18 protein-coding genes and 1 pseudogene are annotated in these 23,466 nt (G+C 62.5%); 9 read left to right on the top strand and 10 right to left on the bottom strand.

Annotated elements, in window-relative coordinates; translation table 11 throughout:
* Positions 1 to 114 precede the first annotated feature (114 nt).
* Both M1M07_RS10760 and M1M07_RS10755 read right to left on the bottom strand, forming a co-directional pair.
* Complete coding sequence (locus tag M1M07_RS10760) at positions 115 to 1,884, bottom strand: sigma-54-dependent Fis family transcriptional regulator (protein WP_248674142.1); 1,770 nt, start codon at positions 1,882 to 1,884, stop codon at positions 115 to 117.
* Between the two features lie 165 nt (positions 1,885 to 2,049).
* Positions 2,050 to 2,640 carry a TetR/AcrR family transcriptional regulator gene (locus tag M1M07_RS10755; protein WP_248674141.1) on the bottom strand — a complete coding sequence of 197 codons (591 nt, stop codon included), beginning with the start codon at positions 2,638 to 2,640 and terminating at the stop codon, positions 2,050 to 2,052.
* Between the two features lie 404 nt (positions 2,641 to 3,044).
* Between M1M07_RS10755 and M1M07_RS10750 the strand changes: the two genes are divergently transcribed.
* Positions 3,045 to 4,394: an MFS transporter gene (locus tag M1M07_RS10750; protein WP_248674140.1), complete on the top strand. Its 1,350-nt coding sequence runs from the start codon at positions 3,045 to 3,047 to the stop codon at positions 4,392 to 4,394.
* Positions 4,395 to 4,792: 398 nt separating this feature from the next.
* Positions 4,793 to 6,568, top strand: coding sequence for a helix-turn-helix domain-containing protein (locus M1M07_RS33010; protein WP_248674139.1), 1,776 nt, complete (start codon positions 4,793 to 4,795; stop codon positions 6,566 to 6,568).
* Positions 6,569 to 6,675: 107 nt separating this feature from the next.
* On the opposite strand, the gene M1M07_RS10740 is transcribed toward M1M07_RS33010, so the two are convergent.
* Together M1M07_RS10740 and M1M07_RS10735 are read right to left on the bottom strand one after the other, a co-directional pair.
* Entirely contained in the window at positions 6,676 to 7,635 is a 960-nt protein-coding gene (locus tag M1M07_RS10740; protein WP_248674138.1) for an alpha/beta hydrolase, read from the bottom strand.
* A gap of 190 nt (positions 7,636 to 7,825) precedes the next feature.
* Complete coding sequence (locus M1M07_RS10735; RefSeq protein ID WP_248674137.1) at positions 7,826 to 8,566, bottom strand: SDR family NAD(P)-dependent oxidoreductase; 741 nt, start codon at positions 8,564 to 8,566, stop codon at positions 7,826 to 7,828.
* A gap of 298 nt (positions 8,567 to 8,864) precedes the next feature.
* Here M1M07_RS10735 and M1M07_RS10730 point away from each other — a divergent pair, with 298 nt between their 5' ends.
* The 5 genes from M1M07_RS10730 to M1M07_RS10710 all read left to right on the top strand — a co-directional run bounded on the left by M1M07_RS10730 (position 8,865) and on the right by M1M07_RS10710 (position 15,716).
* Positions 8,865 to 10,505, top strand: a complete 1,641-nt coding sequence (locus M1M07_RS10730; protein WP_248674136.1) for an AMP-binding protein — start codon at positions 8,865 to 8,867, stop codon at positions 10,503 to 10,505.
* 66 nt (positions 10,506 to 10,571) lie between these two features.
* Positions 10,572 to 11,384, top strand: coding sequence for a mycofactocin-coupled SDR family oxidoreductase (locus M1M07_RS10725; RefSeq protein ID WP_248674135.1), 813 nt, complete (start codon positions 10,572 to 10,574; stop codon positions 11,382 to 11,384).
* 69 nt (positions 11,385 to 11,453) lie between these two features.
* On the top strand, positions 11,454 to 12,653 hold the full coding sequence (locus tag M1M07_RS10720; protein WP_248674134.1) for an acyl-CoA dehydrogenase family protein: 1,200 nt from the start codon (positions 11,454 to 11,456) through the stop codon (positions 12,651 to 12,653).
* A gap of 152 nt (positions 12,654 to 12,805) precedes the next feature.
* Positions 12,806 to 13,837 carry an NAD(P)-dependent alcohol dehydrogenase gene (locus M1M07_RS10715; RefSeq protein ID WP_248674133.1) on the top strand — a complete coding sequence of 344 codons (1,032 nt, stop codon included), beginning with the start codon at positions 12,806 to 12,808 and terminating at the stop codon, positions 13,835 to 13,837.
* A 241-nt stretch (positions 13,838 to 14,078) separates the two neighbouring features.
* Entirely contained in the window at positions 14,079 to 15,716 is a 1,638-nt protein-coding gene (locus M1M07_RS10710; RefSeq protein WP_248674132.1) for an NAD(P)/FAD-dependent oxidoreductase, read from the top strand.
* Positions 15,717 to 16,243: 527 nt separating this feature from the next.
* Here the strand turns inward: M1M07_RS10710 and M1M07_RS10705 are convergent.
* Positions 16,244 to 17,275 (bottom strand): IS110 family transposase, encoded by a 1,032-nt coding sequence (locus tag M1M07_RS10705; RefSeq protein ID WP_248674131.1) that lies wholly within the window; start codon positions 17,273 to 17,275, stop codon positions 16,244 to 16,246.
* A 522-nt stretch (positions 17,276 to 17,797) separates the two neighbouring features.
* Positions 17,798 to 18,237, bottom strand: a pseudogene (locus M1M07_RS10700) (transposase); the annotation flags it as partial.
* A gap of 86 nt (positions 18,238 to 18,323) precedes the next feature.
* On the opposite strand from M1M07_RS10700, the gene M1M07_RS10695 reads away from it, so the two are divergent.
* Together M1M07_RS10695 and M1M07_RS10690 are read left to right on the top strand one after the other, a co-directional pair.
* Positions 18,324 to 18,566: a hypothetical protein gene (locus tag M1M07_RS10695; protein WP_248674130.1), complete on the top strand. Its 243-nt coding sequence runs from the start codon at positions 18,324 to 18,326 to the stop codon at positions 18,564 to 18,566.
* A 187-nt stretch (positions 18,567 to 18,753) separates the two neighbouring features.
* The gene (locus M1M07_RS10690; protein ID WP_248674129.1) at positions 18,754 to 19,158 is read left to right on the top strand and encodes a transposase; all 405 of its coding nucleotides are present in this window, start codon (positions 18,754 to 18,756) and stop codon (positions 19,156 to 19,158) included.
* 159 nt (positions 19,159 to 19,317) lie between these two features.
* Here M1M07_RS10690 and M1M07_RS10685 read toward each other — a convergent pair whose 3' ends face one another.
* The 4 genes from M1M07_RS10685 to M1M07_RS10670 are packed head-to-tail and all read right to left on the bottom strand — an operon-like array spanning position 19,318 to position 23,427.
* Positions 19,318 to 20,337 carry a TIGR03617 family F420-dependent LLM class oxidoreductase gene (locus M1M07_RS10685; RefSeq protein ID WP_248674128.1) on the bottom strand — a complete coding sequence of 340 codons (1,020 nt, stop codon included), beginning with the start codon at positions 20,335 to 20,337 and terminating at the stop codon, positions 19,318 to 19,320.
* Positions 20,338 to 20,378: 41 nt separating this feature from the next.
* Positions 20,379 to 21,503, bottom strand: coding sequence for a thiolase family protein (locus M1M07_RS10680; protein ID WP_248674127.1), 1,125 nt, complete (start codon positions 21,501 to 21,503; stop codon positions 20,379 to 20,381).
* A 29-nt stretch (positions 21,504 to 21,532) separates the two neighbouring features.
* Complete coding sequence (locus M1M07_RS10675) at positions 21,533 to 21,907, bottom strand: Zn-ribbon domain-containing OB-fold protein (protein ID WP_248674126.1); 375 nt, start codon at positions 21,905 to 21,907, stop codon at positions 21,533 to 21,535.
* The gene (locus tag M1M07_RS10670; protein WP_248674125.1) at positions 21,904 to 23,427 is read right to left on the bottom strand and encodes a class I adenylate-forming enzyme family protein; all 1,524 of its coding nucleotides are present in this window, start codon (positions 23,425 to 23,427) and stop codon (positions 21,904 to 21,906) included. The genes M1M07_RS10675 and M1M07_RS10670 overlap by 4 nt, the downstream gene beginning before the upstream one ends.
* Positions 23,428 to 23,466: the final 39 nt, after the last annotated feature.

Here is a 23,466-nt window from a genome sequence, read left to right as displayed (position 1 = left end):
GGTCGAATTCAGGCCGCGGGCCGTACTCGGGAGTTCACTCGGACATGAACGACCAGGGTCCGGCTCGCGGTCTGGATGGATGTTCGAGCAGGTCGAACCTCGAGCCGGCCGGCATCAGTAGTTCGATGCGCTCAGATCGATTCCCAGTACGCGCACTTTGCGATACAGCGTCGATCGCGCGATACCGAGAGCGTCGGCAGCGTGCCGCTTGTTGCCGTCGGCATTGCGCAGCGCGTCGATGATTGCCTTTGCCTCGATTTGCTCGAGGCCGACGAGAGTACGGCGGCTCGCACGGGCACGCAGATCCGCGGGCAGATCCGTTGCCCCGACCGTCGATTTCGTGTATCCCGAAAGAACTTCTCGCACGGTACGTTCCAGCGATGCTACGTTACGAGGCCACGTGATGCGGGTCATCACCTGCACGGCATCGGGCAACCAGCGGACACGGTGGCCTGCTGCCGCATGGCGGGCAGTAAGACTCTCCAGAAGAAGCCCCATATCGTCCATTCGGTCCGAAAGCGGTGGCACTTCCAAGATCTCGTCGAACCAGTCGAGAAGCGGGGTTGTCGAGCCATCAGCCGTCCGTCTCGTGAACGTCGCGCTGACCCGGAGGCCCCGATCGCGCGCCTCTTCGAGAAGTCGCGCAGTCGATCCGGCCCAAGATGCGTCCAAGCAGTCCAGGTGCCGCAGGACGACGTGGGCGGCGCCCGATTGGCACGCTCCACGGACGTCGTCGAGCCATTGCGCCTGAGTGGAATAGCTTTTCTCCGCGTCGACCACCGCAGGAGCCTGTCCGCCGATAGCGGAGGCAACCGCCATTTTGCCGGCGCCTGCCTCACCGACGACCAGGGTCGGAGAGGCGGCGCCCGAACCGGCCCGGGCACAAAGCCGTCGCCAGGCACTACTCGCACCCACCAAACCCGGCAGGGACGCCGGTGGGCTCGACGGCGCAGAGATCGCCCCCTCGATGCGATCGTCGGGTGTAAGCCGCACGACCGCACCTATCGGCGTGGCTCCGTCCGACACCGCGGTGACATCCACTCTTACCGAGGATCCGTCGGCCAGGGTGAGCGCGGCAATCCCCGACCGATCGCGCAAGAATTTCGACGCAGCCTCCCACACGAGCCCTTGGTCGACGGGACCGAGCATGCGGGCTGCGGGTGCATTGCTGATTACGGTGCGGCCGTTCAGGCACACAACCGGGTGACGGGCGTCCCGCTTCGCCTTCATGTACGCAGCTAGGAGGAGTTTTTCTTCCGTCGATGCGTTGTCCAGCATTGCGCGTTCGATGTCGGCCGCCATATCCGTCACCCACGACAACAGAACAGGACTGGTGTCGGAATGCCGGACCGTGAGGTTGAGGGATCCGATCAAGCGGCGAGTAATCGGGTGCCTGACCGGGGCTCCTGCGCACGTGAAACCGATCCAGTCACCGTTGAAGTGCTCCGGACCTGCAACCGCCGCCGGCTGACCCGTCTCCAGGACTATGCTGCTGCTACCCGTGCCGGTAGCGCCCTCGGCGACCGAGAAATCGGGAACGATCAGCTTTCCGTCCAGGGTCGCGGCAAAGCCTCCGTCGGTCACCCATCGATTCAGCAGGCGCCCGTCAGGATCGGTGATCGCCACACTGCAGTTCGACTGCGCCATCGCCGCGCTCTTGCCTTCGATGACGATGCCGGCGAATCTGCGGAGAAGTGCACTCGAGTCCGGAGACGGGGAAGGTTTGGGCACGCATCGATCCGGGTCGAGCCCGTACGACAGGGAGCGGCGCCACGACTCGAGGATCTGTGGTCGTACGCCCGTCACGCCGGCAAGAGCGGAAGGCGACGCGAAAACGCTTTCGCGGGCCTGCAGCACCGTCCGTGTGGCGTCGTCGATCGTCATCGGCTCCCCTTCCTCCAAGCGTTCGATGGCTCGGACTCGATACATCAATAGACATGCGGATGTGACCCAGTACACATCCTGGGCTTTACTGACGACTATGTCAATAGCGTGCGGCTCCCGGACGACCACGGGGAGGGCTATTGCCACGCCGAACGGGAGCGGTATCTACAACCGCCCCAGCTCGAGCAGGGTCCGCGTCAACAAGTCTTTGACCTGCACCTTCGACAACACACGGTGCTCGAGCCATTCCTGGGTCGCGACACCGACCATTGCTTGGAACGCACGGACACGCGCACGCGCGACGATGTCCCCGGAGGGCAGCCGCAGAACGGAGAGCAGCCGATCTTCCCAGGCGGCCAGGGCCGTTTCCAGCAACACCTTGACGTCATCGCCCGCAGTCGATCGCTGTGCGTAATAGAGCGCCATGAATGCTTCGTGGTTGCACTCGACGAAGTCGAGCCACCGTCCGAACAGGCGGTCTACGTTGTCTTCGACGGCGCCCTCACCGACGTCGCGAGGCAACGTCGACGGCAACGTCGCGAAGCGCCGGAGTGCTTCCAAATACAGGTTCCGCTTGTTCCCGAAGTGATAGTTGAGATTCGTACGTGTGGTCCCCGCCGCTTCGGTGATGTCGGCTGTCGAGACGTGGTCGTACGGCTTGCCGGCGAAAAACTTCATCGCCACCATGATCAACTGCTCACGCCGGTCGTCGGCTTCAAGTCGCACGCGTCGTGGGCTCTCCGGATCGGCCGTCATGACCTCTACGGTAACGGCTCCGGGGCGGTAAGGGTCCCGCCTGTCGGCAGCGCTCCTGCAGCGCAACAGCACTGCACCCCAGCCGAGAGCGCCGGAGACGAGCGCCAGCCGAAGTGAATACTCGTTGACTAATTCATGCACCGCCCTATAGTGTGACGCTCGTCATGCCTGCCGGGGTCCTGGCACCTGACACGAGCTGACGGGTCACGCCCTCTTGCGGTCGCGAGAGTCGCCTGACCTCGTCGAGGCTGCCCTTGCATGCGCCGGTCGGGAGTCGACGGCATCCACATCGTCGAGTGCTCCGGCGCCAAGGTCCTTCCGCCATTCCAATGTGAAATCCGTCCGGACGAGTCATCACGACCCCGGATCGGTCGAACACCGTGATACCCAAGGGAGCACAAGCCATGAGTCAACATACGACCGATCATCGAACGAAGATGAAATCGTTGAGAGCAGCCTTGTTCGGCAACGTGCTCGAGTTCTTCGACTGGACGATCTTTGCGCTGTTCTCCACATACATCGCAGATGCGGTCTTCGACTCCGACGATCCCACGGCGGCTCTACTGCAAACCCTCGCAATTTTCGCCGTATCATTCGTTGCCCGCCCCGTCGGCGGATTCGTCTTCGGACGTATAGCCGACAAGTACGGTCGTAAGAATTCCCTGGCTCTGGCAATGATCGCCATGGGAATCGGAAGCTTGCTGATCGCGACCATCCCCACTCACGCCGCTGCCGGTGTGGTCGGTCCGATTCTCCTGCTGATCGCAAGGATGATCCAAGGTCTGGCACACGGTGGAGAATCAGCAGCCGCCTACGTCTATGTCTCGGAGCTTGCGCCGCCGCGTCGTCGCGGATTGTGGTCGAGTTCAATCTTTTTCAGCGCTTCCGTCGGCACCATTGCAGGCACCCTCCTCGGCGCGTTCATGACCAACATGGTCTCCGCGGACGCCATGCAGGCCTGGGGGTGGCGAGTTCCGTTCGTTGTCGGGTCGCTGCTGGCCGGATACGCCCTTTACATTCGCATCCGTTCGGTGGAGACCGAAATCGGAACTGCACTCGTCAGCGGCGAACGAGCCGAGCAAACACAGCCTGCCGACGCCGACAGCCCGCGTCGGTCCCGGCGTGCAGTACTTGTAATCCTGCTCAAGCTCCTTGTTGTTGTCGGCGCCGCGAACGTGGCCTTCTACACGTGGATCACCTTCGCCGCGTCCTATGCGATCAGCAGCCTCGATATGAGCGAATCAGGCGCTTTCGCTGCGAGTTTGATCGCGCAGCTCCTGGGTCTGGGACTCTTTCCGGTATTCGGCCTTCTTTCCGACCGTGTCGGAAGGAAACCGATTGCAATATTCTCGTTGATCGGCTTCGGGCTGTTTTCGTATCCGTTCAGCTGGATACTGTCCAACGATCCCCTGAGCCTCTTCGCGGTACAGCTGGTGTCCTTCGTCTTCTGGGCTGCGATTGCGTCGATCCTCCCGAGTTTGCTGTCGGAGAGCCTTACCTCCACCCACCGTGCCGTAGGAGTCGGCGTCGTCGGTTCTCTGGCCGCAGCGATATTCGGCGGCACAGCACCGTTCCTCAATTCATGGTTGACGAGCATCGACATGGGTTGGGTGTTCATCGGCTACACCACTCTCGTCTTGCTCGCTGGTGCCGCCGTTGTGGCGACGTTGCGCGAAACCCGCGATATCGACCTCGCCACGATGGCTATCGCGCAAAGTCCGCGCGACCACAAGGAGGGCCCCGTCACTGTGTGAGAACGGTCCGTCCGGATCCGAAAGACCGCGCCGTTGCATGTCTACGGATAGTTCGTTGGCCGACTGGCGGAACGGGACCGCGGCAATGTCATCCGAGCGCCGACTGGTCGACCTACCGCGGACACCGGCACGACAGCCTGCCGGTGTCTGCGCATTCGACGTTCTTCTTACCCGTAGTCCAACTTCGATCCTCCCGACCTGCACGTAGAGCTCGATACCCGACCGGAGGAGTGTTCACTCATGGCCATGCCCGGCGGGCATCGCGACCGCGCAGGAGCGACAGCAACTATTGACGTCAGCGTCAGTAGGGTTAGACTCTGGTGACTCAACTCACAAACAGCAGTCCGGTCCCAAACAAGCAATCTGGCGTGGATCCACCACACCCTGAGAGGAGCACGGTGCAAGACAGTGGAGGCCGCCAACTGATTCTTGCGGCCAGAGAACGCGCGCTATCGACCCCCGATGGCCTGACGGCCGTCTCTGGGGTGCGCCCACAAATTGTGGAGTCCTGGCGGCGCTCGCTGATGCATGGCCTTGGCCCCGATCGCTGTGCGCCGTCTCTCGTCAGCTGCGAGGACACCAACGCGCAACTTTGTCAGATAGCAGGCGAAATCGTCGAGCACCGCAGGGCCGCACTTTCCCAGTCCAGCTGCAGCCTCGCGATGACCGATTCGTCCGGCCGACTTCTGCGCCGATGGGTGGAAGACAGGGACTTCGCTTCCATCCTGGATTCTCAATGCATCGCTCCCGACTACACCTGGGGCGAAGCCGCCGTGGGCACCAACAGCAGTGGCATCGTCCTCGAGACCGGTCGAAGCGCGACCGTCGCCGGTCCCGAGCACTTCTCGGAAGAACTACTGGACTTCACGTGTGCCGGAGCGCCGATTCGGCACCCCATCACCCGAAGACTGGTAGGCACACTCAACGTCACCGTACGATTCCGTGATACCAGCCCCATCCTGCAAACATGGGTGACCGACCTCGCCCTGGAGATCGAGCGCGCGCTTCTGAACGTCACCTCCCGACGCGAACAAGTGCTCATGTCTGCCTATCTCGCCGAGAACCGCGACATCCGCCATCCTGTCATCTGCCTGGACGACCAGACCGTGATCAGCAACGCCGCAGCAGCCCGCCGGTTCAGCTCGGTCGACCAAGCGCTGCTGTGGGAACACGCCTCGACCGTTCTTCACAGTTCAACACCGCACGATTCGACTGTGTCCCTCGGTGACGGTACCCCTGCCGTTGTCAAGGTAAGCAAGGTATTCGACGGAACTCGTCCAGTAGGTGCAGTTCTCCGAGTAATGCCCGAATCGACCTGCGCAGCTTCGGTGCTACCGAAGGGATACGGCGCTGAGCCCATTCGGGGATTGGTCGGGACCAGCGACGCGTGGCGCAGACTGTGCCATGAAGCAGCCGCATTCCGGCAACGTCCGAAACTGCTCGTAGGTGACGCCGGCGTCGGCAAGTTCGCTGTCGCATCTGCCTTGGCCGGTAACCGTGCAGTCGTCGCCGAAGCCAAATCCCCAACGGACGATCCCTTCGAACACTGGCTCGACAATGTTCGCAGTATGGTCTCCGGAGGAGCACCGGAACTCATACTGCGACGACTGGATCGGCTGAATGACGACGAGGCTCACGCCGTGATCCGCCTATTGGATGAATTTACTTGTAACGGAATACAAGTGAACGCAACCATGAGGGAAGTGAGTTTCCAGAAAGATCGTTCTCCGATTGCCGAGTGGTTCGATGTCGTGCTCGAAGTTCCATCGCTGTCCCAGAGAATTCAGGATCTCCCTCTCATCCTCGACGCGTTGACGATGCGACACCTACCAGCGGCTCGATCGGTCCGATGGCTGCCGGACGCCGTACAGACACTCAGCCGGATCAACTGGAGCCGAAACGTCGCCTCCATCGACGCCGTGGTTCGGGAAATTCTCACAAGACACCGACACCCTACGATCAGCGCCGCTGATCTACCTCCGAGACTGCGGGCAGACGCAGGGCGTCGAGACCTGGTCGGTCTGGAACATATCGAGGCCAAGGCCATACTGGACGCTCTCCAGAAAGCGCGCGGGAACAAACGAATTGCTGCCGACAGTCTCGGAATAGCTCGCTCGACGCTCTACCGCAAGGTACGAGCACTAGGAATCGATCTGTCCTCCTCCAACTACTGACCGAAAATCTCCAAGCGAACGTGCAGGCCACCGCCGGGAAGCTCTGGATGCGGGTAGTGCCGCAGGAGCGGTGGTACACGCCGCAGACGCATACCACCGCCTCCTTCCTACAGTTTCGCTGAGATCTGTTCCCGGATGAATGCTCCGATCCGGTCGGTCGTGGCAACCGCTTCCGGGTGGAACGAGAAGATCGGCCAGATGTGGGGCAGGTTCTCACCAACTTCGAACCGAACCTCTACGCCGTCTTCCTTCAGTTTCTCGACGATGCGAGTCGCATCGTCGTAGAGACCTTCGTCGGTACCGACGAGAACGAGCGTAGGGGGAAGACCTGCCAGGTCTGCGTAGACAGGGGAAGCCAGCGGGTGCATCGGGTCGGCTCCGTTGAGATACGTTCCGCCCAGGCCGCTCACCAGTGCTGCTGCGGGAAGCGGGTCGAGGTGTGCTCGCTCGGTGAGGGAGGCACCTTCACCGGCGAGATCGACAAGCGGCGACATCGCGACCGCGGCATCGGGAAGCCTCTCCTGCGCGTCGCGCAACATCAGCAGGGTGGAAAATACCAGCCCACCGCCTGCCGAATCACCGACGAGCACGACGTTGCGTACCCCGTCCTGGCCACGCGCAAAACGGTACGCCGAAGCCACATCTTCCACCGGAAGCGGGAACGGAGCCTCGGGAGCGAGTCGATAATCGACAACCAGAGCGCGTGCGTTCGCAGCCTTGGACAACCTGTATCCGAGTTCTCGATACCCCTTGGCGTTCCCCATCGTGAAGCCGCCACCGTGAACCACGATGATCACGGTATCCGGATCGACGCCCGGCGCCGATACCCAAATCGCCGGTGTGCCACCTGCGTCCACGTCCTCGACCTCGGCATCGGCAGGCAATTCGAAGTTCGAACATACCTCGTCGTACAGCCGACGGTAGTCCTCGATCGTTGCATCGGGTTCGGACACCAGATAAGACAGTAGATCTCGGGCCCGCTGGGTATCAGGGCTGTAGGTCATCGTGCTCTCCTTACCATTTTGGCTTGCCGGGTTGTCATCCCATTCGGTGGAGTCCGAGGACATCGGATCCGGCGCTTGGGGCCTGTTGGCCTGCTCCGAGCGCGTGGGTCGAGATACGGACAACGACGCGTCCATCATCGGAGTCGGAACGACCTTCACCAGGCCTCGCACAACCGGACGTTATGGGATGTGACACATTCATCATGCCGACCCGAGGAAGCAAAACATGTCGCGATTCGCTACACACGGCCGCTCATCGCGCGAGATACCCACCGTCGACCGGGATGTAAGCGCCCGTGATGAACGATGCTGCCGGTGACGCCAGGAAGACAACAGCAGAGGCGATTTCGGATGCATCCGCGAGACGACCGAGGGGATGCGCGGCAGCAACGGCAGCGAGCCATCGGGGGTCCCGGCCATGGAGAAGTGGCGTGTCGACGAAGCCGGCACCGACCGCGTTGACACGGATCCCCGCCGCGGCGTAATCCAGAGCTGCCGTCTTCGTCAGTCCCACGAGCGCGTGCTTGGAAGCGACATACCCGCTCGCGCCTTCTGCTGCAACCGAACTCATGACCGAGGCGAGATTCACGATTGCTCCGCCCTGTCGCATGACCGGAAGCTGCGCGTGCATGCAATAGAACGCACCGTCAAGGTTGATCGACAATACCCGCCGCCATTCAGCGATCTCGGTCGCGCCGACCGCAGCCTTCGTCGGCATCCCGACCCCGGCATTGTTGACCGCGATATCGAGCGACCCGAAGGCCTCGAGCGTCTCTGCGACCATTCGCGACACATCACCCGGAGTGCTCACGTCGGCGGTGATTGCTATTGCACCCCCACCGATCTCGTTAGCCACAGCACGCGCCGCCGCACCTGACAGATCAGCGACAGCAACCTTGGCGCCGCAAGCAGCCAACTCACGAACGCACGCCGCACCGATGCCCGAACCGCCGCCGGTGACCAACGCGCTCTGTCCCGTCAGATCGATGTCCATCTGTATGTTCTCACTTCCAGGTTGATCGACACGAGCTCCCACACTTCGACCCTGTGCACCCAGGCCTCGCGAATGAGGGGTGACACGGACTTGGCGCCATCTCAGAGTAGGAACCGTCGGCCTCCGAAAGTTGTCGCATATCGCTACACATTGGCGCTTTGTACGTTCGAGTCTGACAAGGTGACGCTATACCCCCCACCAGGGACGATGCCCGCCGGCGAATGCATTTCCACATGTCTCGCCACGCCGAATGGCGACAGCCGCATACGGGAACCCACTGCACGGAAGGCTTGATGAGATGCTCGAGCAGAATGTAGCCCTGAACATCGAGAACATCGGTCAGGACTATGCCTACGAGCGAGGCCCCGACCAACCTGCACCGGAGAACTTGACCGTGGGCGAGGTCCTACGCCGATCCGCTGCCAGCGCTCCGGGCCGCTTGGCAATCGTGGAGGGTATCGCACACCCCGACCGCAGACGGTGGACCTATACCGAACTGCTCGAGCAGGCCGAGGCCTGCGCACGAGCACTACTCCAGCGGTATTCGCCCGGCGATCACATTGCCATCTGGGCGCCGAATATCCCGGAATACACAATATTCCAGTGCGGCGCGGCGCTCGCCGGCATGGTGATGGTGACAGTCAACCCGACCTTCCGGGAAGCAGAACTCGAGTTCTGTCTGCGACAGTCGCGCGCCGTGGCGTGCCTCGTCCATCCCGAATTTCGCGGTAGCCCCATGCTCGAGATCGCCGGACGGACAGTCGGCAAGCTCGATCGGCCGGTGGACATCATCAGTTTCGGCGAATGGGATACGTTCTTGGCATCGGGCGACCGGTCGACCAAACTTCCTGAGGTCGATCCTGCGAGTCCCGCTCAGATCCAGTACACCTCCGGAACCACAGGCCGCCCCAAAGGTGCCATGTTGACCCACCGCGGCGTCGTCAACGACGGGTACCAAGCCGCGCTTCGTGCCGGTGGACAACCCGGAGCAGTCTGGCTCGCCGTGCTGCCGATGTTCCACGTCGGAGGCTGCGTGTACGCGGGCATGGGAACACTCGGGTTGGCAGGCACGCTCGTCCCCCTGATCAACTTCGACGCAGGGGCGGCCCTTCGGCTCATCGAAGAGGAACGGGTGACGATCATGAATCCGGTACCCACCATGATCCTGGCCCTCATGCGTGATCCCGCCTTCGAAACCGCAGACCTCAGCTCTTTGAAGTCGATCTCCTCAGGTGGTGCGCCGGTGCCGGCAGAGATGGTTCGGCAGATCGAAAGCAAACTCGGCGTCGATTTCACCATCGTGTTCGGGCAGACCGAGGCCAGCGGCGTCATCACCATGACAACCACAGACGATTCTGCCGAAGACAAAGCTCGATCCTGCGGACGTCCCCTGCCGGGGATCGAGATAAAGATCGTCGATCCGGTCGACGGGTCGACCCGCCGACGCGGCGAAGTGGGCGAGCTACTCACCCGCGGATACCACACGATGGTCGGGTATTTCGACAACTCGGAGGGCACTGCCGCCGCGTTCAGCGAGGGCGGGTGGATGAATACTCAGGATCTGTGCTCCATGGACCAACGAGGCTACATCCGGGTCGAAGGCCGCGCAAAAGACATGATCATCCGCGGGGGCGAAAACATCTTCCCTCGCGAAATCGAAGACGAGCTCTACAAGCACGACGCGATTGCCGACGTTGCTGTCGTCGGTGTACCCGACGAGTACTACGGCGAAGTTGCGGCGGCTTTCGTAAAACTCGTGCCAGGAGCGAACACAAGCGCCGCTGAACTCGACACCTTCCTACGCACGAGGCTGACCGGATACAAGATCCCGGCGAAATGGTACGCCGCCTCCGACTTCCCGCAGACACTGTCCGGCAAGATCCAAAAGTTCGCCATCCGGGACGCATGGTCGGCAGGCAAATACCAGGAGCTCGACTAACCCAGTCCGTTCCACCGTGAAATCCACCGTCGCGATCGGGCGATCGCCGAACATCGAGGAGATGACATGAGCAAGCTCGAAGGAAAAGTCGCAGTTATTTCGGGGGCTGCCCGCGGACAGGGTCGTGCTCACGCGGTGGCCATGGCCCGTGAAGGCGCCACGGTCGTGGCGTTCGACATCTGCGAACCTCTGAAGACGCCGCTGCACCCCGGCGCGACGGCCGAACAGCTGGACGAAACTGCTGAGCTCGTGCGCAACGAAGGCCAGGAATGCCTGTCCGCGAAAGTCGACGCCCGCGACCTGACCGAACTCGAAGCGTTGGCGGAGCGAGTGATGTCGACGTACGGACGAATCGACATCCTGGTGATCAACCACGGCATCTGGACCATCGGGGAGAGCACGTGGGCGTTGGATGAAGCGTCGTGGCAGGAGAGTATCGACGTCAACCTCACCGGCGCGTGGAAGGTCGCCAAAGCATTCGTCCCCCGCATCATCGAAGGTCAGCAGGGTGGTTCGGTCATCTTGACCGCTTCCGTCAACGGCCTCAAAGCTCAACCATGCGCTCCCGCTTACACGGCCGCCAAGCACGGTGTGGTCGGTCTGATGAAGACCCTGGCCTGGGAACTGGGTGAGCACTCGATCCGGGTCAACGCAATCTGCCCTGGAGCCATCGCAACCGATATGACGCAGAAGGGCGGGACCGTCGAGAAGTCCCTCGAGTACACCCCTCGCTTCTTCTCCACCGACCGTTCACTGTTGCCCGCCGGTTGGGTTCCCCCGGAGACAGTCGCGAAGACCGCGGTGTTCCTCGCGTCCGACGACTCGGAGCACATCACCGGGGTGGCGCTACCGGTCGACGCCGGGTGGACCAACTACTGACGAACCCGGCCTATAGCGAGCAACAGCAAGGCCGGCAAAGCCCGGCCGTACCGACATCGAGGTGTGTTCATGGATACAACAGAACTGATCGACCAAGCCTTGCCGGCGGCTATGCCTCTTGCACTTTCGGACGAGGAGACTCTCCTTCGGTCGACGGTTGCCGGGATCGTCGCGAAATACGGGCATGAGTACTACAGGAAGAAGTCCCTGACGGGTGAGCCCATGCAGGAGCTGTGGGACGAGCTCGGGCGCCAAGGTTTCCTGGGATTGAATATCCCGGAAGAGTTCGGCGGAGGTGGTGTGGGATTGAGCCACCTCGCGATCGTGCTCGAAGAAATGTCCGCGGGCGGATGTCCGGAGTTGGCTATGGTGCTTTCTCAAGGGATCGCAGGCAGCGCCTTGACGCGTCACGGAACCCGGCAGCAGCAGGAAACGTATCTTCCCGGAATTGCCTCGGGCGAGATCAAGTTCGCGTTCGCGCTCACGGAACCGGACGCCGGGTCGAACTCACACAATATTACGACCACAGCCACTCGAAGCGATCGAGGATGGCGTGTGCGCGGGGCGAAGTACTACATTTCCGGAATCGATCACTCCGACTATTTCCTGCTCGTTGCACGAACAGGACAGGACTCGACGACCGGTAAAGGGAAAGTCTCCCTGTTCATCGTCGAAACCGACGTTCCGGGACTGACCAAGGAACCGATCGCAACGGCATTGGGCGCTCCGGAACGCCAGTTCTCGCTCTTCTTCGACAACGTGGAGCTGGAGAACGACCGACTCGTCGGCGAGGTCGATCGCGGTCTTGTCCCACTGTTTGACGGCCTGAACCCGGAACGTGTGCTCAGCGCGGCGATCAGTACGGGGATCGCGCGCTACGCGCTGGACAAGGCCTGTTCGTACGTGAAGCAGAGGACGGTATGGGGCGACACCCCGATCGGCTCGTACCAAGCAGTCCAGCATCCCATTGCGGTTGCGGCTATCGAACTGGAAGCTGCCCGTTTGATGGCACGAAAGGCCGCCGAGTTGTTCGATGCCGGGCTGCCGGCTGGTGAGCAGGCGAATATGGCCAAGTACCTTGCCTCCAAGGCCGGATACAATTCGCTCGATACCGCAATTCAAGTGCATGGGGGCAACGGTCTGGCCTACGAATTCGGACTCGCAGACTTGTGGGGAATTGTCCGGCTGCAGCAGATCGCCCCTGTATCGACAGAAATGGTGCTGAACTACGTCGCGCAGCACACCCTGGATCTGCCCAGATCCTATTAGCTTCACCTTCGACGCACGCAACCGGAACCTTCGTCGGCTCGGCAACCACCGTTGTCGAGCCGACGAGGAAACCACGACAGTTCTGCACTGCAAGGATCTCGCTGGTTCAGGACGAACGCGAGATGTCATAGATTCCGAGAGGAATACCCGACGTGAGAGCTTTGCAGTACATCAACCTCGGCGAGCCACCGGAGATCGTCGAAGTACCCACTCCCACACCGGGCGCGGGACAGGTCCTCATCCAGGTCACTGCGGCAGGCCTGTGCCACTCCGACCTCCATATCATGTCGGCCACTGCCGACGAATATCGCTACGGTCCTCTGCCTTTGACCCTCGGCCACGAGGCCGCGGGTGTCGTGGCGGCCACAGGTGAGGGCGCGAACCACTTCGCCATCGGTACGCCCGTCCTCGTTTATGGACCGTGGGGATGCGGATTGTGCCGCTACTGCTCGGAGGGCCGAGAAAACTATTGCACGGATCCTTCCGGAGTAAGGCCGCCGGGTATCGCCGTCGACGGAGCACTGGCAGAATTCCTGCTGGTCGACAACGAGCGTCACCTCGTCCCGCTGGGCACATTGGACCCGGTCCAGGCGGTAGCACTGACAGACGCAGGCTTGACCTCGTACAGCGCGGTCAAGCGATCGGCACCTCGCCTCGGCGCAGGAAGCGTTGCCGTTGTCATCGGCGCCGGCGGCCTGGGTCACCTGGCAATACAGATCATCCGCGCGCTCGGTGCTGCGACTGTCGTTGCGGTGGACATAACCGAGGACAAACTGCGGCTGGCGCGTGACGTCGGCGCTGATCACGCCATAATCGGCGACACGGACGCTCGAGCAGCGATCGCCGACCTCACGTGCGGGCGTGGCGCCACGGCAGTATTCGATTTCGTCGGATCGCAGGAAACAGTAGGTCTTGCCGGCGCAGTCGCTGCAACTTACACCGACATCGTGATCCTCGGCGTCGGGCACGGCACTCTTCCCGTCGGCTACCGGCGCCTTCCGTTCGAAGCCAGCGTGCGGAATGCATTCTGGGGCAGTCGATCCGAACTATGGGAAGTCGTCGATCTGGCTCACTCCGGGCGACTGAAAGTCGAGGTCGAGATCCACTCACTCGAAGAGGCTCCGGGGGTCTACGAGCGGCTTTCTCGTGGAGAATTGCTGGGTCGCGCTGTCGTCGTTCCATAGCCCTGGCCGCACTCGTACCGATCGCACACCGGAGGCGTCCCATATTGCGACATAATTCGAGTCCGACAACGAGTTATCGTTAATTCCTACATCAAATCGGGAACCGACGAACCAATGTGCGGCGCAGAATCAAATGGTGCCGATGTCGTCGATTATCCCCGCAGTCGATTCGAGAACAAGAACGCCCTCGATCGACCGATTCAACCGACTCGGCCATCAACATCAAAAAGGAGTGCCAGACATGACGGCGACACACACTACCGCTTCTCGATCTGCAGCGGAGACTCGCGATCTCGACTACGACGCAATTGTGATCGGCGCAGGGTTCGCCGGCTTGCTCATGCTTCACGAACTCCGTCAGCGTGGGTTCTCGGCGCGTGTTATCGAAGAGGCCCCGGAAGTCGGCGGAACATGGTACTGGAACAGGTATCCCGGGGCCCGTACGGACAGCGAATCATGGGTCTACGCCTATTCGTTCTCCAAGGAACTCATGAACGAATGGGACTGGTCGGAGCGATTCACCCGCCAGCCGGAGGCGCTGGCGTATCTCAAGCACGTCGCAGATCGATTCGACCTGCGCAAAGACATCCAGTTCAACACCAAGGTCGTCTCCGCAGAACATGACGCCCAACTGAACGTGTGGAACACCACCACCGACAGCGGCGAAAAGCTCACGTCGCGCTACTTGATCAGCGCCGTAGGACCCCTCTCCGCTGCGTACAGGCCGGATTTTGCCGGCCTGGACGAATTCGAAGGCGAATGGGCGATGACGGCACGCTGGCCGGAAGAGGGCATAGACCTCACCGGCAAGCGTGTTGCCGTTATCGGGACCGGCGCCACAGCTGTGCAACTGATTCCGATCGCCGCGCATGTCGCGGAGGAACTCACCGTCTTTCAGCGCACCCCGAATTACGTCCTGCCTGCACGCAATTACGTGCTGACCGACGAGGAACGGCACGCGATTCGTGTCAACTACGACGCCATCTGGGAGAAGTCCCGCAATCAGTTCTTCGGATTCCCTCTGAATATGGCCGGGAGAACCGCGGCCGACGTCACCCCCGAAGAGCACCAGAAGATTCTCGAATGGGGATGGGAATCCGGCGGGTTCAAGTTCGTATTCGAGACGTTCGATGACATTTTTCTCGACGAGAACTCGAACGAGATAGCCTCCGAGTTCATCCGGAACAAGATTCGCACAATTGTCGAGGACCCCGATACCGCAGAGCTCCTCTGCCCCAAGGACTACCCCTTCGTCGGAAAACGTCCCCCTCTCGGACATTTCTACTACGAAGCATTCAACCGAGGGAACGTAAAGCTCGTCGATGTAAGCGAGGAGCCGATCTCGCGCATAACGGCCAAGGGTGTGCAGGTCGGGGACAAGGAGTACGAGGCAGACGTCATCATCTTCGCGACGGGCTTCGACGCCGCGACCGGCTCTATCACCCGGATCGATATTCGAGGAGCCGATGGCACATCGGTCGAGAACAAATGGAAGGACGGCGCCAAGACCTACCTGGGTCTGGCGGTGGATGGTTTCCCCAACATGTTCATGATCTTCGGTCCGCACGCCCCGTTCGCGAACGGTCCCGTGATCATGGAAGGAATGACCAAGTGGATCGGAGATACCCTGGAACATGCTCGCGCTGAAGGCATCTCTCGGATCGAAGCCGAGCCCGAAGCCGTGGAACGATGGGGCGAGCTTCTCGAAGAACTCATGAACGCCACTGTGGTACCGAAGGGACGAAACAACTACTTTGTCGGCGCGAACATTCCGGGGAAGGCGAATGCTCCAGTGTTCTTCCTGGGCGGTGCAAAAGCCTACAACGAAGCTTGCCTCGCCGCAGCAGAGAAGGGCTACGAAGGATTCAGGCTTTCGTAGGACCTGACGATGCGTGAGCTCCTGGTAGGTAGGGAGGTAGACCTCGCTGACCTACCAGGAGCTTTCCTGTATCTCTACCGTCAGTTCGACCTGATATGGAACCGAGTTTGTCATCCCTGAAGGGGTGGGGGCTGTCAAGGGTGCTATTCAGGCCGTTCCGGCCATTCAAGCCCGTTCCGGCCTCCATGTGGACAGCGCCGGACAAGGGCACGTCGGTCAAGATGCAGCGCCCGCAGCGCAGCGAGGACGAACGATCTTGACCGTGGCCCGGAACGGCGCACACTGATGCGAGAGTCGGGGGGGTGGCGGTATGCAGTTGCGTGTAGTGGCAACGTCTCCAATGTGATGCGTATGGGTTTGGGGCAGGGCCGAATTCCTCGGCAGCCGGTCATCCCTTCGTCCGGCCCCGATGGGGCGGACATGGAGCGGTGCGGTGGCAACACACGGGGCCAATCAAGCGGCACGACCACGCCGCGATGCGGGGGTCAGACAAACTAGCGGCCGCGCGTGTGCTGCGTCCGGGGTGCTCACGCCGCCGTCCGCTGGTGGGCCAGAGCGCGGATGTTTTCGTCGCGCAGCCCGTAGTAGACGAGGGTGAGCAGCTTGCGGGCCGCGGCGACCTTGGCGATGTTCTTGCCGCGGCGGGCCTCGATGCGTGCACGATCGGCGGAGATCTTCGTGCCGGTCGGTTGGTGCTGGATGGCCTCGACCGCCGCCCAGCGGACCAGTTTGCTGCCCTGCTTGGTGATGTGTCCTCGCCGAACGACGGTGTCGGACTCGTGGTGGCGCGGGGTCAGTCCCGCCCACGAACACAACCGGTCGGGCCCCGAAAACCGTTGGGCGTCTCCTATTTCAGCGACGAACACCGCACCGAGGACCGGGCCGACGCCGGGCAGCTGCTGAATGACGCGGTAGCCGACATGGCCCCGCAGTTGGTCGGCGATCGCCGTCGTGAAACGTGCCTCGTGGGTGTCGAGGGTGTCGATCAGCTCGAGCAGTGAGATGACCCGTTGCGCGTAGGCCGCGCCGAGCGGGATCTTCGCCAGCCGCCTGCGGCCGTCGATCCCGAAGACGTCCGAGACGGGGATCAGCAGTCCTTCCTTGGCGAGCACTGCGTGCACCTGCGCCTTGAGACCTGAACGGATCGCGACCAGCTTTGCCCGGTAGCGCACCAACTCGCGCAACTCCCGCACCGGAGGAGGCGCGATCCACGCCTCGGGCAGGCGGTTCATCCGTAGTAGGTCTGCCAGATCTGACGCGTCACGGACGTCGTTCTTCACGCGACGGTATCGAAATCCTTTGACACCCAACGGGTGTGCAAGGTGGACGCGTGCGCCGGCTGCCTGCAGTGCGTCTACCGCCCAGTACCAGCCGTAGGTGGCCTCGAGCACCACCTCCGGGTGTTCTCCGGCTTTCCCGAGCTGTGCGACCAGCGAGGCTGGGTCGTTGATGATCCGCACCGTGGAGAGTTGCTCGCCGGTGTCGGATTGTCGGACGATCACCGAGCGTTGCCGATGTAGATCGATCCCGACGAACTGTTTTCCGTCATACTCGCTCATAGGGGCCTCCTATGTCGTGTGGATGTGACACCCCCAGCATTCGCCGGGAACCACGGGAGCGGGAGGCCCCGCCCCTTCATCGCATCAAGAGGGCAGGGAGGAGCGGCGCCCACGACCGTCGTCGCGGACGCCGCTTCATTTGACCGAATGACCGGGGCGGTGGTGGCGAGCGTGTCGGTATCGACGCGTGGTCACTCTGATATACGGGTTGGTTACCGCAGGACGGACTGTTCGGCTGGAGTGGTTCGCGGGTCTAATGGCGAGCGTGATCCCAACGCGGAGTTGAGGATTGCTCATAGGTCGCTCGCGGGTCACTCCCAGGCGCTGCCGTCACCACCACGCAGGATCATCCGGACGTCTGTCGGGCGCCGTGGGTATTCCTCGGTCCCGGGCCTGCCGGATCGTCACGAGGCAGAGAAGCAAGGCGGAGTCTCCGCAGCGCAGCGAGGAGATCCGACCTTGCCGCCCGGCGAGTGACGATCAGGATCGGGGCCTCGAGGAATGCTCGTGGCGTCCCCCGTCTCAGTCGTCGAGGACGGCCAGTGACCAGCACCAACCGGCGAGTTCCCGGGCAATCGCGGTGTGGCCACCGCCGGCCGCTTACGCCGATGCTCGAAGTCGTTCCACCGCGCGTGCAGGCGCCGGTTACCCTGCTGACCACGGGCCCGGGCGGCCGGGAAGGCGTGGTCCCATCGCCGCCGCAGAGCCACCCCGGGACGATATGGGCGACGGTGTTGCCAGGCGGCCTGGATCAGCAGCCGACGCGCGTGCCCGTTGCCGGTCTTGGCGATCGCTCCTTGTGACCGTATCGCGCCCGACGAGGATTCGCTGGGCACCAGTCCCAGGTAGGCGCCGATCGAGCGGCCGGTCAGGCGCGTCCAGTCGCCGATCTCGACGGCCAACCCGAACGCGGTCAGTGTGGACACTCCGCGCAGGCACCCGAGCCGGGTTACCACCGGGCTGCGGATCGATCTGACCAGGGAACGCACCCGGCACTGGCAGCGGCTCGAGAAACTGCTCGAGGACGCCCCTGATCAAGGTGTCGTCGGTGGCGTCGAGCATCGACTCCCGCTCGGTGAGGGACATGCTCGAGGCCCTGATCGGCGGCGAGCGCGATCCGCGCCGGCTCGCCGAGCTGGCCCGCGGACGGATGCGAACCAAGAAGGCCGCCCTCGTCGAGTCGCTGACCGGCCGGTTCGACGACCATCACGCCGAACTGGCCCGGATACTGCTCGATCAGATCGACGCGTTGTCCGACCAGATCGCCACCCTGACCACTCGCATCGAATAACTGCTCGCGACGATGGCCACGATGGTGCCCGACCCGGACAGCGCTACGGACACCCCCGTCACCGGCCCGAGCGACGCAGGTTCTCCATGCCGCATCGCCGCCGGGCTCACCGCGCTCGAGCGTCTCGACGAAATCCCGGGCATCGGACCCTCGGGCGCAGGTCATCGTCGCCGAGATCGGCCTGGACATGACCCGCTTCCCCACGCCCGCACACCTGGTGTCCTGGACCAAGATCTGCCCGTGCACGGTCCAGTCCGGCCCCAAAATACGCTCCGGCACGCCCGGCAGGGGCAATCCCTACCTTGAGGGAGCTCTCGGCGAGGCCGCCGCAGCGGCTGCCCGCACCGACACCTTCCTCGGAGAACGCTACCGGCGATTGGTCAAACGCCGCGGCAAGCTCACAGCGCTCGTCGCCATCGCACGCTCCATCCTCGTCACCGTCTGGCACCTGCTCGTCGACCCCACCGCCCGCTTCCACGACCTCGGAGTCGACTACTACACCAGCAAGATCAACACCCAGCGAAGGATCCGTGACCACATCCGCCAGCTCGCCGTGCTCGGGTACACCGTCAGCCTCGAACCCGCGGCCTGAACCGATCCCACATCCACAATCAGCAACAGCGGGGACCGTTCACCCGCTACCGTCGTGCGCCCACTCCCCAAATCATTTTCCGGTCAGTGAGGCCCCAGCCCAACCCCTCATATCGTCTAACGAAATGAGCCAACTCGGGGCTTTCCTGTATCTCTACCGTCAGTTCGAGTCTGCTCGACTCGACGATCGAAGCACCTCAGCAGTCAACGCAGCCGACCACGGTTGCACGGGGTACATGATGACTCGGTCGGCTATCCCCTCGTATCGCTTACGGAGAGCCGTCGTGACCTCTCCCGGGGACGCCACGGTAGCGAACGTATCGAGCATCGTGTCGGTAATGAACTGCGGCATCGCCGACCACTCGTGCCGCTTGGCGCAGTCGCCCAACTGCTCACTTACGTGGGCCCATCCATGCAATTGCAGAATGGTGCGGTACGCCGGCGTCGACGCATAGAACGCGAGGCGCGCGCGTGTCGCCTCGATCGCTGCATCCAGCTCGGCCGGACCACAACCGGTTGCGACCAACGGCATCGCACAGGTTTGGAAGGTCGAGGTCACCACATCGTTCGATCGCGCACTTCCCACTGCTACGGCAGGGAGCAGCACCTGTCGGAGATAGGCGGCCGTCGCCAACGGCGGGGCCAGGAACCCGTCGGCAACTTCACCGGCCACGGCAGCCATGCGTTCGCCCACTCCTGCGACGTATACCGGGGGCGCGCCGAAGGGGTTGGGGCCGGGATCGAAGAGCGGCGGCATGAGTGAATGCTGGTAGAAACGCCCGTCGAAGACGAGCGCCTCTCCCGAATTCCAGCAGTTCCAGATCGCCCTCAGCGCCAGTACGTATTCACGCATCCTTGCTGCCGGATGGCTCCACGGCATGCTGAAGCGCCGTTCGATATGCGCCTTGACCTGGGTACCCAAGCCGAGCAGGAGCCTTCCACCGGAAACCTGATGCAGGTGGTTCGCGGTCAGCGCGGTCGACATCGGATTTCGCGCGAAAGCGATGGCAACCGCAGTGCCGAGACCGATTGTCGACGTTCGCTCGGCGGCGAGAGTGAGGTGAATGAACGGATCCTGGGACGTCTCGGTCGTCCACGTCGTCCCAAATCCCGCACGTTCCTGTACGGCACTGTCCTCTGCGCTGTCGACGGTGTCGGGCAGCATCGCGTCGAATATCACGTGTCGGTTCTCCGGAGTCTCTGATCCATGGCCGCGCAGTCTCAGTTGCCCTCGAGCACCGAGACGACGCAGGCATTGCCGTCGACACCACCGGCTCCGCCGCCCATCGTCTCCAACAGGCCCAGTCGCGCGCCGGGTACCTGCCGCTCGCCCGCCTCCCCGCGTAGTTGCCACACGAGTTCGGCGACCTGCGCGGTCCCGGTGGCACCGAGCGGGTGACCTCGCGACAGCAGTCCACCGGACGGATTGACAGGTTGTGCTCCGCCGAGTGCCGTGTGACCACCGGTGGCCAACGATGCCCCTTCACCGAGCGGCGCCATGCCGAGGGCTTCGGTCGTGACGATCTCACCGATGGTGAAAGCATCGTGAAGTTCGATGACGTCGATGTCCTCGATCTGCACTCCCGCTGCATCATAGGCACTGGCTGCGGTGGCCGCGATCAGATCGTGGCCCCACACGTTCTCGGTTGCGTGGTTCCACAGTCCACCGGTTTGCATAGCACTTCCGCGGACCTTGATATCTCGCGAGGAGCGTCTGGTGTTGCCGATGACGACTGCTCCGGCGCCGTCCGCGATCGCACAGCACTGCAGAAGCGTCAGCGGATCGGAGATCATCCGTGACTTCAGTACCTGCTCGATCGTGACGGGAGCGCGGTGTTGGGCACGGGGATTGTGCATTCCGTGTGCGTGGTTCTTCACCGAGATCGCCGCGAGCTGTTCGGGCGTGACACCGTACCGGTCTTGGTACCGGGCAGCCGACATCGCATACAGTGCGGGAAGACCGAGGCCTGCCCTGCCCTCGAAATCGCGGGGATCCACCGGAATTGCACCGGAAAAGCGCGACGTCAGGTGTTCGACACCGACGACAAGCACGTTGGAGTATCGACCGGAGTCCACTGCCGAACTTGCCTCGTGAAACGCATGTGTCGAACTTGCACAAGCGTTTTCCATAACAGTGATAGGCAATCCGGTGATGCCCATGCGGTGCAGCGCGCGCTGCGCAATGCCGGGCTCGCCGAAGCACGTACCGACATAGACGGCTTCGGGCAGCTCGAGCTCGGCGTCTGACAGCGCCTCCGTCACAGCCGTCCAGATCAGTTCCGATGCGGTGAGCTCGGGTTGTTTACCGAAGAGCGAGGTGCCTACACCCCTGATGAATGCGTCCACAGCGTGGATCCTTCCTGTTAGGTCTCAACTCATTCGGTGACGAACAGCAGATCGCCGTCGGGCGACGCGCCGACAAGCGTGACGCGCTCACCCACATGCAATCGCTCAACGGTCTCGCTCGAAACGTGCCCCAGGACACGCGGACCGTCATCCAGATCCACATAGGCAAGCATCAGAGGCGGTGTCCTGCCCGGGAGCGGAACCCGAAGCACGGTCGAGGACCAGACCTGTCCTGACGGCCCCCACTGCGCATCGTGGAGAGCGCCGTGGCACAGCGGACACCAGGGGGCGGGTAACGCGAGTGGATGATGGCATTTCTCGCAGATCCACCCCTTGATTTTCGGTGTTGGTGAATCGGGACTCAGTTGTGGTCGCGGGTCGGGACCGAGTGCGGGCGTGTTCATCCGATCGCCCGCACTTGATCGGCCCAGTGGGGTGCGCGTAGAACCTTCTTGTCGACCTTCCCGAACGGTGTCTCAGGAAGGGAATCGACGACCTCGATGGTTTTCGGACGTGCGTACGCAGCCAGCCGACCCCGGGTCCACTCGATGACTTCCTGCGCGTCGAAGCGATCACCCGGTACCACCACGGCGTGGACGGACTCACCCCAGTCCGGATGTGGAATACCGATTACTGCCACGTCCTTGATTGACGGATGGGTGGTCAGTACATCTTCGACTTCGCGGCAGTACACGTTCATTCCCCCGGATATCACCATGTCGGATTTACGGTCGAGGAGATACAGATAGCCGGCTGAGTCGAGCGTTCCGATGTCGCCGGTTCTGATCCACCCGTCCAAGAACTTCTCGCTGGTTGCCTCAGGGGCGTCGACATACCGATCGAGAAGGTAAGGAGTGCGTAGACAGATCTCACCGGTTTCGTTCGGTCCCAGCGACCGACCGGAATCATCGACGATCTTGACATCGGCCATGATCGAGGCCTGGCCGCACGAACCGAGCAGATGAGGACGGGCCACGTCGTGGTCCTTCTTCGCCAGCCGGGTCCCCCAGTTCGGCGACTCCGTCTGCCCGTAGAGCTGCACGAAGACCTGCCCGAACACCGCCAACGCCTGCTCCAAACGCGAGGGGGCGATCGGCGCCGCACCGTAGACGATGGTGCGCAGCGACAGGTCCCGCTCAGTTCCCTCGAGAACATCGATCAGTCGATAGATCATCGTGGGGACAAGGAAGACCCAGGTGATGCCGGCCTCTGTCAACAGTTGTGCCGTGGACTCGGCGTCGAATCCGTCTGTCAACACGATTGTCGCGCCTCGAATGAGTGCGGATTGACCGAACAGACCTGCCGCGTGGGCGAGCGGTGTCATCAACAGCAGCCGCTCGTCCTGCAGAATTTCTGCTTCGAGAAGTTGCGCGTAGTGAAGCGCCAGGGTCGATTGCTGACTGTGCAGAACCCCCTTCGGCAGACCGGTGGTACCACCGGTGAAGTACAGAGCGGCAGGGCTTTCCGGTGTCACCGCATTACCCTGGGCAGGTACCGGCGCGATCTGGGCATCTGGATCCGGCTGTCCGACCAGGACACTCGTGGACACCGCAGCCGCGAGCTTGTCTTCGGTTGCTTCGAGCACGATCAGGTCCGGTAGATCCGCCGCGGCCGAACGTGCCGCTTCGGCCAACCGTGTGCCGGTCACCATGACCTGGACGCGGGCCGAGCGCAGGCAGTGTCCGATCGTTCCGATCGGCAGCATGTAATTGAGGGGAACCTTCACCGCGCCGAGGCGAGCGATCGCGATATCGACGGCGAAAAACGCCGGGCAGTTGTGCAGGTAGATCGCGACCGGATCACCAGGACCGACGCCGAGCCCGGACAGTTGCGCAGCGACCGCGGCCGCCCAGTGGTCGAGTTCGGCGTACGTGATGCGCTGCTCATCGAACTCGATCGCGACCGTGTCCGCATTCAGCTTCAACGAGTGATCGAACGCGTCGCGTAAGGATTGACGCATGGG

The sequence above is a fragment of the Rhodococcus sp. HM1 genome (assembly GCF_023218075.1).
GTDB lineage: Bacteria > Actinomycetota > Actinomycetes > Mycobacteriales > Mycobacteriaceae > Rhodococcus.
This window is presented reverse-complemented; position numbering and strand designations above follow the sequence as displayed.

Bases quoted from the DNA above. Each gene is read 5' to 3' on its own strand.
- M1M07_RS10760 (WP_248674142.1), bottom strand. From the start codon at position 1,884: ATGACGATCGACGACGCCACACGGACGGTGCTGCAGGCCCGCGAAAGC.
- M1M07_RS10755 (WP_248674141.1), bottom strand. From the start codon at position 2,640: ATGACGGCCGATCCGGAGAGCCCACGACGCGTGCGACTTGAAGCCGAC.
- M1M07_RS10750 (WP_248674140.1), top strand. From the start codon at position 3,045: ATGAGTCAACATACGACCGATCATCGAACGAAGATGAAATCGTTGAGA.
- M1M07_RS10740 (WP_248674138.1), bottom strand. From the start codon at position 7,635: ATGTCCTCGGACTCCACCGAATGGGATGACAACCCGGCAAGCCAAAAT.
- M1M07_RS10735 (WP_248674137.1), bottom strand. From the start codon at position 8,566: ATGGACATCGATCTGACGGGACAGAGCGCGTTGGTCACCGGCGGCGGT.
- M1M07_RS10730 (WP_248674136.1), top strand. From the start codon at position 8,865: ATGCTCGAGCAGAATGTAGCCCTGAACATCGAGAACATCGGTCAGGAC.
- M1M07_RS10725 (WP_248674135.1), top strand. From the start codon at position 10,572: ATGAGCAAGCTCGAAGGAAAAGTCGCAGTTATTTCGGGGGCTGCCCGC.
- M1M07_RS10720 (WP_248674134.1), top strand. From the start codon at position 11,454: ATGGATACAACAGAACTGATCGACCAAGCCTTGCCGGCGGCTATGCCT.
- M1M07_RS10710 (WP_248674132.1), top strand. From the start codon at position 14,079: ATGACGGCGACACACACTACCGCTTCTCGATCTGCAGCGGAGACTCGC.
- M1M07_RS10705 (WP_248674131.1), bottom strand. From the start codon at position 17,275: ATGAGCGAGTATGACGGAAAACAGTTCGTCGGGATCGATCTACATCGG.
- M1M07_RS10690 (WP_248674129.1), top strand. From the start codon at position 18,754: ATGACCCGCTTCCCCACGCCCGCACACCTGGTGTCCTGGACCAAGATC.
- M1M07_RS10675 (WP_248674126.1), bottom strand. From the start codon at position 21,907: ATGAACACGCCCGCACTCGGTCCCGACCCGCGACCACAACTGAGTCCC.